Origin of the sequence: Granulicella arctica (assembly GCF_025685605.1) — a bacterium.
GTDB classification, from domain to species: Bacteria; Acidobacteriota; Terriglobia; order Terriglobales; family Acidobacteriaceae; genus Edaphobacter; species Edaphobacter arcticus.
Map to the genome: position 1 here is coordinate 1 of NZ_JAGTUT010000005.1, position 13937 is coordinate 13937.

General features: G+C 56.0%; 14 protein-coding genes and 1 pseudogene. 14 read left to right on the forward strand and 1 reads right to left on the reverse strand.

Annotated elements, in window-relative coordinates; genetic code table 11:
- From OHL20_RS23900 to OHL20_RS23965, 14 genes and pseudogenes are all read left to right on the forward strand, one after another.
- Positions 1 to 578, forward strand: a pseudogene (locus OHL20_RS23900) (VirB4 family type IV secretion system protein); the annotation flags it as partial.
- 65 nt (positions 579 to 643) lie between these two features.
- The gene (locus OHL20_RS23905; RefSeq protein ID WP_263385829.1) at positions 644 to 1480 is read left to right on the forward strand and encodes a TrbG/VirB9 family P-type conjugative transfer protein; all 837 of its coding nucleotides are present in this window, start codon (positions 644 to 646) and stop codon (positions 1478 to 1480) included.
- Positions 1480 to 2721 (forward strand): TrbI/VirB10 family protein, encoded by a 1242-nt coding sequence (locus tag OHL20_RS23910; protein WP_263385830.1) that lies wholly within the window; start codon positions 1480 to 1482, stop codon positions 2719 to 2721. Before OHL20_RS23905 ends, OHL20_RS23910 begins: the two co-directional genes overlap by 1 nt.
- A gap of 8 nt (positions 2722 to 2729) precedes the next feature.
- Positions 2730 to 3632 carry a hypothetical protein gene (locus OHL20_RS23915; protein WP_263385831.1) on the forward strand — a complete coding sequence of 301 codons (903 nt, stop codon included), beginning with the start codon at positions 2730 to 2732 and terminating at the stop codon, positions 3630 to 3632.
- 28 nt (positions 3633 to 3660) lie between these two features.
- Positions 3661 to 3828 (forward strand): hypothetical protein, encoded by a 168-nt coding sequence (locus OHL20_RS23920; protein ID WP_263385832.1) that lies wholly within the window; start codon positions 3661 to 3663, stop codon positions 3826 to 3828.
- A gap of 45 nt (positions 3829 to 3873) precedes the next feature.
- A complete protein-coding gene (locus OHL20_RS23925) occupies positions 3874 to 4743 on the forward strand; it encodes a hypothetical protein (RefSeq protein WP_128915588.1) in 870 nt (289 codons plus the stop codon).
- Between the two features lie 165 nt (positions 4744 to 4908).
- On the forward strand, positions 4909 to 5685 hold the full coding sequence (locus tag OHL20_RS23930; protein ID WP_263385833.1) for a type IV secretion system protein: 777 nt from the start codon (positions 4909 to 4911) through the stop codon (positions 5683 to 5685).
- On the forward strand, positions 5682 to 6689 hold the full coding sequence (locus OHL20_RS23935) for a CpaF family protein (RefSeq protein ID WP_263385834.1): 1008 nt from the start codon (positions 5682 to 5684) through the stop codon (positions 6687 to 6689). The genes OHL20_RS23930 and OHL20_RS23935 overlap by 4 nt, the downstream gene beginning before the upstream one ends.
- 81 nt (positions 6690 to 6770) lie before the next feature.
- Positions 6771 to 7067, forward strand: a complete 297-nt coding sequence (locus OHL20_RS23940; RefSeq protein ID WP_263385835.1) for a hypothetical protein — start codon at positions 6771 to 6773, stop codon at positions 7065 to 7067.
- Between the two features lie 297 nt (positions 7068 to 7364).
- Positions 7365 to 7760, forward strand: a complete 396-nt coding sequence (locus tag OHL20_RS23945) for a plasmid mobilization protein (RefSeq protein WP_263385836.1) — start codon at positions 7365 to 7367, stop codon at positions 7758 to 7760.
- Positions 7761 to 7762: 2 nt separating this feature from the next.
- Positions 7763 to 9703 carry a type IV secretion system DNA-binding domain-containing protein gene (locus OHL20_RS23950; protein ID WP_263385837.1) on the forward strand — a complete coding sequence of 647 codons (1941 nt, stop codon included), beginning with the start codon at positions 7763 to 7765 and terminating at the stop codon, positions 9701 to 9703.
- A complete protein-coding gene (locus OHL20_RS23955) occupies positions 9700 to 11217 on the forward strand; it encodes a hypothetical protein (protein WP_263385838.1) in 1518 nt (505 codons plus the stop codon). Before OHL20_RS23950 ends, OHL20_RS23955 begins: the two co-directional genes overlap by 4 nt.
- 57 nt (positions 11218 to 11274) lie before the next feature.
- Entirely contained in the window at positions 11275 to 12003 is a 729-nt protein-coding gene (locus OHL20_RS23960) for a hypothetical protein (RefSeq protein ID WP_263385839.1), read from the forward strand.
- 222 nt (positions 12004 to 12225) lie between these two features.
- Entirely contained in the window at positions 12226 to 12600 is a 375-nt protein-coding gene (locus OHL20_RS23965; RefSeq protein ID WP_263385840.1) for a hypothetical protein, read from the forward strand.
- A gap of 75 nt (positions 12601 to 12675) precedes the next feature.
- Here OHL20_RS23965 and OHL20_RS23970 read toward each other — a convergent pair whose 3' ends face one another.
- Positions 12676 to 13911: a DUF418 domain-containing protein gene (locus OHL20_RS23970; protein ID WP_263385841.1), complete on the reverse strand. Its 1236-nt coding sequence runs from the start codon at positions 13909 to 13911 to the stop codon at positions 12676 to 12678.
- Positions 13912 to 13937 lie beyond the last annotated feature (26 nt).

The following is a 13937-nucleotide window of genomic DNA, read 5'->3' on the forward strand; positions in this document are numbered from 1 at the left end:
AGATCCAATGCTGGGATTTCGCTGGGGTCGCAAAGGACTATCCCGACCTGATTGAACCGCTCATGGTCTGGTTGCTGCGCCGGATCGACGACGTTTTGTATGACCCGAAGAATCTAGGTGTCCCTAAGCACGTTGTCATCGAAGAGATCTTCTCCAATCTCCAGAACAAAGAGCTGTTAGAAGGAGCGCTCGCCAGCATCAAGCAGGTTCGAAAGAACCTCGGCGGCGTCACCATGATCGCTCAGTCTGCCAACGATCTTGGAGTGAACGCGGACAGCATCGTCAACTCCTGCACGTCGTTTCTCTTGCTTCCCGATGCAACGTTCAACCGGGAGTTCTACGGCAAGCTCTTCAAGATGAATGAGCAGCAGCTCACCCTTTTCGAGGGCCTGCGCCAGCGCGAGGCCCTCTATATGCGGCGTGATGGCGTCACCAAAGTTGTCACGCTCAACCTCGATCCACGCAGCTATGCGATGTTCTCGACCAAACCAAAAGACAAGGCCCGGCGAGGAAGACTCATCGAGAAGTGGGGGTTACACGAGGGAATTACCCGCTTCGTTTCAGGCGAAGACGCATAGTGCGGTTCCGCGAAAGCGGACTGCTTAACGACGACAGCTTTCATTCATCCAGGGAGACCGACCTAATGAAAACACCACTCTTGATTGCCGCTAGTCTCACGCTTGCGGTCACCGCCCACGCTGCGCCACCAGCTACACCACAGCAGAAAGCCCCCCGCACGGTAGAAGTAAGCGCGACCGCCGCGCCCCCGGTCATCCGAACCAGCCTCAATGAATCAACGCTCCTGGAGCTACCCGCCGAAGAAAAGGTCGCAACGGTGTTCGGAGGAAACACGGACGATTGGATCTTCAACGCCGGGCACGTCGCCAGCCGTTTTATCAGCGTGAAACCAAAGGCCGCCGCCGCAAAGAGCACGACGAACGTCCACATCATCTCTGACCATGGGAACGACTACACCCTGGAGTTGCAAGAGGTCTCGGGCGACCCGAGCGCGAGCTTTGATTCCACAGTCTTTCTAGTCCCCGCAGACAAAGAGGCTCAGAAGAAGATGACCGAGGCCCCCGTCTTCGTTCCGGTCGCGGAGGTCAAGGAGAAGCAGGACCGCTTAGAGAAGGAACTTGCCGAGGCCCAAGCGAAGGCGAGTGCCGATCACAAGACGGCTCAGGACGCGCAGGAGAAGTATGCCAGCACGTATCCGAGCAATCTGCACTTTGACTATAGCTGGGACCAGTCGAAGGCCAAGGCGCTTGGTGTCCGGCAGATCTGGGACGACGGGAAATTCACCTACATCCAGGGCAAGTTCGAAGAGCCGCCCGTTGTCTACGAGCTGAAGGACAAAAAGGGCTCCATCATCAACTTCGACTTCGCTAACGGCCTGTATACGGTGCCGAAGCTCCTCCAAAACGGCTACGTCGCGATCGGCAAATCCAAGGTTGAGTTTCATCGCGAGGAGGCCAACTAATGGAGACCGTCCCCCAGCAGCCCATATCGAAAGCACCCATCTCTAAGACCTTGCCGATCGTGATTGCCCTCACGGGTGCCGTCCTTCTCATTGGTGTATCGACCGCCTACAACGCCATGAGTAGCGGCCACAAGAAGGAAGCCGCGAAGAGCACGCTTCAGACCAGGCCCGCCACAGCCGACCCGCAACAAGTCTCAGGGTTTGAGAAGCAACAGCAGATGATCGCAAAGAGCGATGCAGACCAGGCACAGCTCAAACAGGCTCTTGATGCTCTACAGGCTCAAGAGAGGGCAGTTCCTACCCCAGAGGCAGACTCAAGCGCCCCGATGACGCCAGCACAGAGCCGGGCCATCTACGGCAACAGTCCAAACGCCCCAAACCAGACATCCGGCCAGGCGGAGGCCAGGGCACAAGCCAAGCAGCAGGCCGCCGAGAGGGAAAAGCGCCGCGTCGACGCACTCAACAGCGACACCGTAGCCGTTGACTTCCAGACCCATGAGCAGAAACCAAGCGGAACCTCACCTACAGTCAGCGGGCCGACCGTAATCGCAACCCAGAATGTCACCGACGTAGCCGATGGCGAAGCCCCGGAGCCGAAGGCACCGGGAGCCAAAGGCAAAGACCCGATGGCTGCTTACGACTTCGACGAGTACGGCGGCAAGCTCTACCGCGTCTTCGAGGGAACAGTTCTTGAGGGCGTCGTCACCAACCACGCCGACGGCGGGATGGCGGGGCCGGTTCTCATCATGCTCACCACTGACTACTACTCGCATGACCATCAGCAGCTCTTGTTGCCCCAAGGCACCCGTCTGATCGGCCAGGTGCAGGCCGTCAGCAGCCAACAGCAGCATAAACTCGCGGTCGTCTTCCATCGTGCCGTATGCCCGGATGGATTCTCGATCGACATCGACAAATACGCAGGCCTTGACCAGATCGGCACCACGGGCCTCGCAACCAAGGTTGACCACGGCTATCTTCAAGCGTTTGCCGCAGCCGCCGCTATCGGGGGCCTGGGAGGACTCGCGCAGATCGGCAACACGGGCAGCGTTCTAACCCCAGATAGTCAAATCCGCAACGGCATCTCCTCGCAAACCAGCCAGGAGAGCGAACAGATCCTAAATCACTTCCTCAACCGGCTACCGATTATCACGCTTAAAGAGGGAACTCGTGCGCGTGTGTACATCGGCAAAGACATCCTCATCCCCTCCTACGCGGAGCATCGCGTCAACCCAACTCTCTAGGAGCACCCATGAAACGGCTCATCTACGGAAGATGGATCGCCATTGCAGCAGCGATGGGAGCCATGTCCCTTTCGGTCCCGGCACACGCTCAGTTTGGCGGTGTCGTCTTCGATCCAACTCAGTCAGCCCACGCGACACAGCAGATTTTCAACGAGGCGAAGGGGCTCAGCAACCAGGCAACGAGGATCGCGCAAGGGTCACAAACCAACCTAACGCTCGCTCAGCAGCTCACGCAGGACATACAGATGGCCGGGACTGCACTCAAGATTTACAACCAGTCCATCACGACCTACAACACCATTTTCAACAACCTGAAGTATTTCAACTCGAAGCAGATTTGGAGGACCGCAGAGAACACCCTCATGAACTCATCCGTGCAGAACACGTACGGCGAGACAAGCGGGTTGCAATCACAGCTGAACGGGCAATCCCAGAACGCAAGCACTGTATGGAAGATCATGAATCTAGCGATCTCCGGTACATCGTCGAGCTTCTGGGGGAACCAGATCGTAGGAGCCAGTGACCGTCTTTCGACGCTGGCGCACATTGAGGCGATGGATGCGGCATCGACGCAGTGTCTTGGAGCGGTGGGAGCCTACAACGCGGCCAGAACGAATGCCACGGCAGCGAATACGGCGCTCGACAACTCAATCTACGATACGTCCGTTCTCACCAATAGCGAGGTTGAGCAACTCAATCTCCTCACAATGTCCAACTCGCACCAGTTACAGGAGGCACAAGCACAAGGCCAGCTCCAGGCTTGCCTTGCAGCGCAGTCCGCCGTCGCCAACATGGACAAGCGGAACCAGGCCTCACAGACAATCAACGACGCCAACTTCCGCATCACTCAGCAGGCCAACAACCCGACGTATATCGGTGGTGGTTCGCAGACGTGGACAACCTACTACTGACCGGAGGAGACCAATGAGGCCGTTCAGCATGAAGCTCTTGTTTTTCCTTCTTGCGGCGCTGGCAGTTTCCAGCGCCGGATTTGTCCACCTTTCGATCAGCAGGGCGCACCAGGCGAAACAGTTGCGCGAACAAAAACAGATTCAGCAGGACGACGAAGACTACCGCAGACAGCTTGAAGCAATAAAGACGCACTAAGCCGAACGAACGGCGATTCCACATTAAGAAAAGTGAGCAACCCCAATGAACACCACACCCGGATTTGTAGATTGGCTGGGCCAGTTCTCCCAAAGCATCTCAGACCTTACTTTGCAGAACGGCGGGGCACTGTCCAACTTCGGGATGTTGCTGCTTACGTTCATCGCTACGATGATTCTCATTGGAATCGCGGTGCGGATGTCCCCGTGGTCTGCACATCTAGGGGGCCACGCGTCCGTCAGTCTGGATGAAGTGAAGGTGTTTCTCTTTCGCTTCCTCTTTTGCCTTGTGATCGAGCATTACTGGACGACTAATCTGCCAGGCGCGAGCTTCGGCTTCAACCGGATGTTCTCTTACATCGGAGCGCAGATCGCCCAGATTCTCGACCAAAATGCCCTCAACCAACTCAACGCCATCATCAACACGGCAGGGCACAATACCCCGGTTCCATCAATCACGTCCCCTGTCGAAGCGTTCGTCTACATGCTTGTCGAAGGTTTCCTGGGATTGGCGTCAGGCGTGCTCTTTTTGCTCAATTGCAGCGCCTTCATCTTCTACGCCGTCACCGCACTCTTTGGACCGCTAATTATCCCGCTCTACCTCACAGAAACCTTTCGCGGGAAGTTCCTGCACTTCGTAGAGGTCCTCGCGAGCTTTGCGATGATTCGTGCCGTCGCCGCCGCGTTCATCTACGTTTGGTCCCAATTCCTCATCAACTTCATCAACCAGACCTTTCAGGGGAACTACAGCATCGCCAATTGGATCGCTAACCTCATCCCGTTCCTAGCCATCTTTGTTGCGTTCATCTTGAATCTGGTACTCGTGCCCACCATCACGCAGACCATCTTCGGGGGCGGGGCGGGCGCAGCCGGAAAAGTGGCACAGCTCGCCGAATCCCTCGCAATTCTGAAGTAAGAACACTCGCAGGAGTCGTCATGATTGCTCTCTGGTACCTCTACAAGCGTCTTCCCCGTCCGTTCAAGATCCTCATGCTGATCTTCTTTGCCGGACTCGTTATCGAGAGCCTCGTGCACACAGGGGTACTCATTCACAACAACAACATGAATTCGAGGAGGCAAAATGTCCACACAAGCCCAACTAATTAGCTCGCTCACCCTTCGGCAGCACGTCGAGGCCGACCAGATCGCCAATCAGGTATATGCGGCCCACTACAGAGAGCGCAGCATCGCAAGGTTCGCGATCGGTACTCTTACGGCGCTTTCTCTTGCTCTCACTGCTGGCATCGTCTTGATTTCGAGCCGCCCCACCTTGAATCGCTATGTCCGAATCGATGACGCGGGCCGTGCCCAGGCAATCCAGTACAGCGATTTGAATTACAGTCCGCGCGAGGGGGAGATCAGAACGTACCTCACCGACTGGATCAATTACCGGCACACCCTCAATAGAGAGACCATCGCAAAGAAGTACCCGATGAACTACTACTTTCTCTCCGGCCCGCTTGCGTCGCAGCTCATCAACGACGACAACAACAACCACCTAACGACGCAGGTAATCGGCGGCCAGCTAGAGCCGAGTGAGGTGCAGGTCAATAACGTAACCATCACTTCGATGACGCAAGAGCGAATCTCAAACGCTGTTGTCTCGCGCGGAACGGCGCTCGTGACCTTCGACCGCATCTACTCCTCGCAACATTCGCAGCAGCCGCGTACAGAGCATTGGATCTCTTCGATCACCTATTACGTGAATCCGGCCCAGGTGAGCGACCACGCCAAGACCAATCCTCAGTACGAGACCATCAACCCGCTTGGCGTGACCATCACCGAGTTCCATGAAAACCGCGTCTCGGTCGATCAGACGCCGCAGGGCTCCACGTATCACCCCCAGGAGAAACCATGAGCGAGTCAAAGTCACCTGAGAGTGGATGGGAAAAGGTATTGCCGTTCTTCGAGGCAGAGATTCAGGCTCTCATTCTCGATCCGACCATAAGCGATTTGATGATCAACGGAACGACAGGAATCTATGCGGATCGTGGTGGAGTTATCGAGCATATCGAGCTGAAGAACGAATACAGCGTCGAGCGTCTGGAGGCGGCGATTCAGCGCGTTGCCCGGCTCATGGGTCAGGATCTCACGCAACAGAACCCGATCCTAAATACGCGTATGCCCGACGGGTCTCGTGTCGCCGTTGTTGGGGCTCCTTCTGCGATCGGCGGACCCACACTCACGATAAGGAAGTTCAACCGCTGGTACAGCACAGATGAGTTGATTTCGAGCGGGAGTATGCCATCAGACGTGCGCGATCGTGTCGTTAGCTTTCTGATGGATAAGAAGAATGGCATCATCGCGGGCGGAACCGGATCTGGGAAGACGACCTTGATGAAGGCCATCTTAGATCATGTTCCCGAGACTGACCGGTTGATCGTAATTGAGCAGGTTGCAGAGCTTCGAGTGCTTCAGCCAAATGCAGTGAGATGGGAGGCTGTCGACGCGATTCCGGGCCAGGCAGCAATTCCGCCGAGCGCACTTCTAGCAGCGGCACTCCGGCATAGACCGGACCGCATCATCTTCGGTGAGATTCGCGATGAGTGTGCCAATGATCTTCTCCAGGCAATGAATACGGGACACGGTGGCACCCTCACCACGTTGCACGCGAAATCAGCATGGGATGCACTCAGCAGACTATCGAATCTCGCACTCAGCGCACGCGCGAATATCAACCACGGGTTCATCCGTTCCGAAACGGCAGAGGCAATCGACTTCGTTCTCTACTGCGAGCGTCAACCGAGCGGCAAACGTCGCGTACGCGAGCTAATTGCCGTCACCGGCTATGACTTTGCCACACAAGCGTTTCTCACGGAAGACCTCTACATGGCTCCGAATAGCTCGACAGTGAGCCACTGAGTTTGATCTCACGGCCTGCACAGTTGAACGGCTTCATTCACGCAATTCCTAACCCAAAGTTCTTCAGGAGGAACACAGACCATGCCACTGCTTGAGATCAAACAGACGAAGAAGCTCACCATTATCTGCTCACTTGAAGAGTCAACCGCAATTCAGGTGGAACAGTATGCAGCCTTCGTCACAGCATCACCGGACGACGTGGTGAATAAGGCGCTTGAGTACACCTTCGGAAAGGATTCTGAGTTTCAGAAATACCGTAGCGCCAACCCCAAAGGCACTGGCACCCTACGCATCAAGAAGCCTGCTGCGGGTGCAACAGGTGCCCCACGCGGACCTAAGCCTGGTGCTGCAAGCGCGAAGACCAGCGCCTCTCTCTAGTGCGTTCCTGCGCTGCATGGGTTGCAGCGCAGGAAGTGACGTTGCACGTCACGGAACAACAACAGCAAATGCAACAACTCGCAGCTCGTAATTAGGTGGTTTCCGACATGCAAATGTGGCAGAAAGCAAAGACGGCGCTTCGCACCGGGAGACGTAGACACTCCACCCCTTCCAGGGTGGCGTTTCTCGCCAAATGTAGACAATAGGCAACCCACCAAAACCAAAGGACTTATAGGCCAGCGGTAGACAGTAGTAGACGGGCAGTCTCCTATTGTCTACCGCCTCAGAGGAGGCGAGATGCAACCAATAATCGCAGTCGAAGGCATCGAGTTTGACCAGCGCTTGCGACGTTCTAAAGGCCGGGCGGGTCGCAAGGTCGTTGCCAGCGCCAAGGTCACGCCAGAGGAGCACGCCGAGCTTCAAGATGCCGCCCGTCGCGAAAACAAGGCGCTCAGTGAGTGGGCCAGAGAGGTGCTCTTGCGTGAAGCAAAACCAAATCGCGCGGACGCTCTTTTGACCGAGATAGTCGCGATGCGACTGCTCCTAAATCTGCTCCTCAAACCGATCGCGTGTGGCGAGGTAATCACACCAGAAATGTTCGGAACCGTGCTCACAAATGTACGCACCGCGAAACATAAAGCTGCACAGGATGTGATGGAACAGTACGCGATTGTCGACCAAAAGGAGAACTAAAAATGGCGAGTGAATGGGGACGTAAAGAGACGGTGATCTGGCCGCCGCAAGTACCGATCTACACCTATGGCGTGCTGCTTCTCTCAGTGCCGATCGTGATCACGCTGCTAACCGGGCTGTACATGATGAAGCCATTTCTGACCAAGAATTACACCGGGGCGTTCATCAAGGCGACCATCGGGTCCGAGTTCCACAGTCACCAAAAGTACCGTCTCATTTATCTCGGTGGCGGCAAGAAAAACCCCCGCGTCGCCGAGCCCAGCGACTTCCAGCCGGGCTCTATGGTGACGCCGGATGGCAAGGAGATCGGCACTGCTCTTTCGCCGTCAGCGAGTGCGCAGGGCTTCACAACCGTCTTCCGTGGCCCGGAACGGAAGTTCTCGGATGACGCGATCTATGGATGGCTCAAGAGCGACATTTTCTCAGGCGATGGACTCATCGGGACCTACGATGCGCCGTTCATCGAGACGGCGTTGATCGTTGTATTTTTGCTCTGCTTTGCAGTACCGGCAGACTTCAAACGCGCTAAGAGGATGAAGTATGGACGACTTCTTCGTGGGCCTGAAATGCACTCCCCGCGAGAGTTCAACGAAACGATGAAGGGGAAGGGAATCGGGATCAGGACCACGGACAAAGGCACAATCATCCGCCTTCCGCTACGCGCCGAACCGAAGCATATCGAGATCATGGGGGACACCGGGGTTGGCAAGTCCCAGCTACTTCGGCAGATCCTTAGCCAAGTCGCAGACCGGGGAGAATCCGCGATCGTCTACGACCCGGCAGGAGAGTTCGTGCAGCGGTTCTATCGGGAAGATCGAGGCGATGTGATCCTGAATCCCCTGGATGCCCGCGCCCCCTATTGGGACCCTTCGAGTGAGCTGCGTAACCCCGCCGAGGCACGTACCATCGCAGCCTCTCTCTACCAGCCTACGAGCGATAAGAAGGGCGAGTTTTTCACGGAGACCCCGCAGAAAATCTTTGCCCATCTCCTGAAATACCGCCCGACACCAGAACAGTTGGTTGAGTGGATGTCGAACGAAAAAGAGATCGACCGTCGAGTCGAAGGGACCGAGCTTGCGGCCATGATCCCCAAGGACGCACCCGACCAGCGAAACGGTGTGCTGGGTTCTCTGGGCCTGATCGCGGACAGCTTTCGACTCCTGCCGACCCGAAAAGAGACGGGCGACCGGGTATGGAGTGCAACGAAATGGTCTGAGAAGCGTGAGGGTTGGATCTTCCTTAGTTCGACCGAGGAGGCCGAGCAAGAGGCTCTCCGACCCATGCACTCACTATGGCTTGACTTGCTCATCTTGCGGCTTCTGACTCCCCCGAAGGAAGGGCAGAAACGCGCGTGGTTCGTCATCGACGAGCTGGCAACCTTGCAGCGGCTTCCTCAGTTCCATACGGCCCTCACCAAAGGGCGGAAGAGCGACAACCCCATTGTCTTCGGCTACCAGGGCAAGGCCCAGCTAGAGGTGATCTATGGGCACTTGGCAGAGGTCATGCTCTCCATGCCGTCTACGAAAATTGTGATGAAAACAGGCGAGCCCAAGGCAGCGAAGTGGGCGTCGGAGCTAATCGGCGAGATCGAGATCGAGCGCGTTCGAGAGACGGTAGCGGATGGAAAAAGAGCAGGGAAGAGCTTCACTCTCGATAGACAGATTGAACCTTTGGTCATGGCATCAGAGGTCGAGGGACTTGCCGACCTGCACGCGTTCATGAAGATCGGAAACCACGTCACCAGGTTTTCGTTTCCTCATGTCGAGATGGACTTGATAGCCCCCGGCCTCGTTCCCCGCGAGATCGCTGAGCACGAGAAATGGCTGAAAGACGTGGTGCCGGAGTCCATCGTTGCAGACAGCGCTCCAAAGCCTACCGAAGCCCCCGCCGTGCCCGCAGCAGCTCCCGCGCCGCCTGCCGGCAGCGTCCAGGGGACGTGTTGAAGTACACGAAGGGCAGCAAAGCATACGGCGTCGAGCGAGATAGCCTTTCCGTCGTCACTTCCACCAGCGCCCGCGACAACATCATTACGGTCACGAGGCAGGACGGGCAAAGTGTATCGTACGATCCACGTCGGCTGTCAGGGGTGAACGTCTATAGGGAGGAACCGCGCGAGTTTGCCACCGGCGACCGTCTCCAGTTCACCGCCACAGATAAAGACTTAAATGTCGCGAACCGGGATCTCGGCACCATTACGAAGATCGAACCCGGCCAGCTCACCGTTCGCATGGACGGGAAAGAGGACCGCACCGTCAGCTTCGATCCAGCGCAAATGCGACACATCGATCATGGTTACGCTGTGACCTCGCACGTTTCGCAGGGGCTTACCGAGGGTCGCGTCATCGTCAATATCGATACGGACTCCTCAAGAAATCTCATCAACACAAGGCTCGCCTACGTCACGATCTCTCGCGCGGAGACGGATGCTCGAATCTACACCAATGATGCCGAAACTCTGGGAGCACGGCTCGCAACGGATGTTAGCAAAACCGCCGCGGTTGATTTTCGGCAGCCTGTGGCCGCCCCCCGCCGCCCAACCGCCGAACCGGAAGTACACCAATATTCAGACCCAAATCATCGCATCGCCGCCGTCGCGACTGCCTACATGCAGCGACCCGACAGTAGCGTCATCGTTGCACCAGATCGGGCGGAACGCCAAGAGCTAAACCAGCTCATTCGCGCCGATCTCCAGGCACAGGGGACACTCTCGCCAGACAGCAAATCGCTTACCGTTCACGTCGAGCAGCCCATAACCAACCCAAAGTTAGCCGCACAGTACACACCCGGCGACCTCATCCAGTACGGGCAGGGAAGCCCTGAACTCCACGGAATCAATCACAACAGCGTTGGAACGGTTCTAGCGAGTGATCCACAAAAGAATGCGCTCACGGTTCAAACTTCGACGGGTGATTGGGCTACCTATAGTCCGCACCTCACTAAAACGATGACGGCGGAAAGTGCTGTCTACCGAGTCGAGCAACGAGAGATCGCTCAGGGCGAGCGGATACAAATCACATCGTCTGTAGCGGAACTCGGCATCAGAAAAGGTGAGTTTGGCACGGTCACCGCAATCAGCGAGAGCAGGGAACTAGATGTCCAGCTCGATAAAGGCGAAACAGTCCATCTCAACCAAAGGCAGGCCCAGCACATTGAACACGGTTACGCAGTCGAAGGTATCAGAGCTGGAGCGCCCGAGCGGATCATCGTAACGCAAGAGGCGGCGCTTGAGAGCCAGAGAGAGATAGCCTCGCTCACACGTAGCGGAAGAGAAGTGAGCGTCTACACGTCCGACGGATCGAGCCCGGCTCAGGGTCTTAAGAATCCCATAAGCCTTCCACAACAACAGCAGATCGACGCCACCGCCAACGTCATCGCTCAGGACAACGCGCTCACTTCTCCAAACGTCGTTGCGCCCGAAGCGACCCAGGTTCAGCATCGTCGTGGCATGGGCATCTAGGAGCCTCTCCCGTCACCCGCTTAATGATCCAATAACCTGTAAGCCGAAAGGATTCGCATGACCCTCCCTCATTTCGTCCGATCGTCAATCACGCGTAGCACTGTAACCGCCTCTGTCATGTGCTTTGCGCTTCCCCTGGTCGCCCTGGCAGCCGCAAATAAGGCCCTTCAGCAGGCCTTATGGAAGGAGTATCCGCTCACGCGAGTCGGCTTGGTGATGCTCAAAACGGACTACAACCGGATCACGCAACCAGGAGCCATCCTTGCTATCCGCGTTCCCGGCATTTATGCAGATGTCGCCAACACAGAGAATGCCATCGTAAACACCAACGTGGTGAACGGTCAGGTGAGCCAGGCGACCGGATGGTCGGCGGCGTTTGGTGGCAGCACTAGCCACTCCCGTACCTTGAACCCAAACGAGAAGGTCTACGTGACCCAAGTCGACGTGAAACGGGATGCCGTGCAGCTTGAGTTGCTCACGGTGGACGTAACCACTCTTGGCGATGGGCAAGGCACCCGCTACAGAGCCGAGGTAAATTTCAAGATTCCCGGGATCGACACGATGACTGCGGAGGACATCAAGAAGACAATTGATACCGTCGTTGCAGACCCTGAAACCGCATCAGCCGTCCAGAGCAAAACAGTAAAGCTGGGGATGAGTCCGGACGAGGTGAAGACCACTCTAGGGAATCCCGATAAGGTCGTAGACTTGGGTGCCAAACAGTTGTTTGTCTACAAAGACATGAAGATCGTTTTTGTGGACGGGAAGGTTTCAGACGTTCAATAGTTTGGTGCCTTGCTCAATAATTCGAGCGTCGCCGGGGCAGTGGTAATGTGGGAGACGCTAGCCCCACCGGCGTCTTCCAAGTGCGGTGTGAAGGGTGGGACAGATTCTCCGTTCCACGCTTTGCACCGCATGTCATTTCCACTGTCCGTTTATAACGATAGCCGGATAACCGTGTGAACTGACGTGCCTTAATTGGTGGCAGGTAAGGATGGGGTGAGCAATATGGATCATAAGAAGCTATTGGATCTTTGGGATGTGGACGAGATGCCTGCCTGCGAAGAAGGCATGAAGCTCGCACAAGCGTTCTTGATCGCTGCCGGAGAAGGAGTCGATCGGTTAGGGGTAGAAGCGCCCGAGGATCGCATCACTGAACTGAGCGCGGCATACATGGCGATGGTTGAGCACGGCAACGATTGTGGCAACTGTAATGAAAACGACCTGCCTGAGAGAGACGACATACCCAGCGATCCAACGGAGAACGCTCCCGAGTATCAGGCCGATCGCAAGATCGGCTTTCAGGCCGGAGTGGAAGGGCACGAGGCTGATGACTCGAAGTCGAGTGGCTGGCAACGGGGCTGGGCCGACGCCCAAGAATAGCGCAGCCATTCATCCGCTTATCAGTTTAGACGGATAACGGTTCAGCTCTATAGGGGCCACCAACCAAACCGCGCTTCAGCCAATTGAAGTGTCGGCTGTTTCGGAAGTACGTTTCATTGGCTGGATGACTCCGTACATCATTGTCCGCCATAGCCATTCAATAGGACCAAACCGGAACCTACGAAGCCACGCCGCACTGACGATCACCTGGAGAACATAGATACTGATACCCAACAAGAGCGCAGGACCTGAGCGCATCCCGAACAGACCCAAGCCCCAACCGAAGAAAAGGAAGCTGAAGATTATCGATTGCATGACGTAGTTCGTGAAGGCCATCCTGCCCAAGGGTGCAGCCCAACCTAAAAGCTTAAGGCCAACTGCCTTCGTTGTCACATACATGATCGTCGCAGCATACCCGATGGTTAAAGCAAGTTCTGCGACTACGTACAGTTCACTTTGCGCTCTTCCGAAGATCATTGGTTTGACGAGCGATGATGTCAGAATCGTGAGACTTAGACCTATTCCCAAGCCCAAAAGACAAGCCAGAGCGAGTGTTCTCCTATGTGCATCTAGCCTTTTGACGACGCCAGAGCGCCAACAAAGGGCTCCGAACAGGAAAAGGGCAATCGTCCGGGCGATGATGAAGACGTGGAGAGGAAGCAGTTCCGGTAATTCATGCCATTCAAACGAAAGGATCTGAAGGTAGTTTCCGTGCTTGTACACCATTGCTGCTTGATTTAAATGCAGCTGCAACCACGCGTCGGTTGGAAACGAGATCGGATACGGCACGAAAGGCAGCAGGTACTGGAGCGTAAATAAGAGGGTAGCGACCACGAGCCAGCGGCGCGGAAGAAAAAGAAATGGTAGGGCAATCAACCCTGCGATGGCGTACTCAGTGAGTATGTCGCCGTTCCAGACCAGGGTCAGGTGGATGATCCCAAGCAGGAGCAGGGCTAGTAGACGTCTCGTTAGCAGCCGAAAGGGTGATCCTCCCCGCATACTAATGCGATCAAATTGGATGGCAAGCCCTATGCCGAAAAGCAGGGAGAAAAGCGCAAAAGCCTTCAGTTCGATAAAGACGTGAGTGTAAGTATTGATCCAACGGTCCAGCGCATGTTCAGCGGGTGGAATGTCGACGAACTGCTGGAAAATGGAGACTCGAAATTCGCCAAGCAGATTGATGGTGAGAACACCAAGCAGCGCTATCCCGCGCAGGATGTCCATCTGTTCTACCCGCTCATTCTGTTGGATCGGAGCGGCCTTGGAAGGTATGCTCAGGATCGTACTTCCTTCACTTTCAACTGGTCTCATCGAGTCTCCGGCTAAGAGAAGCTTAC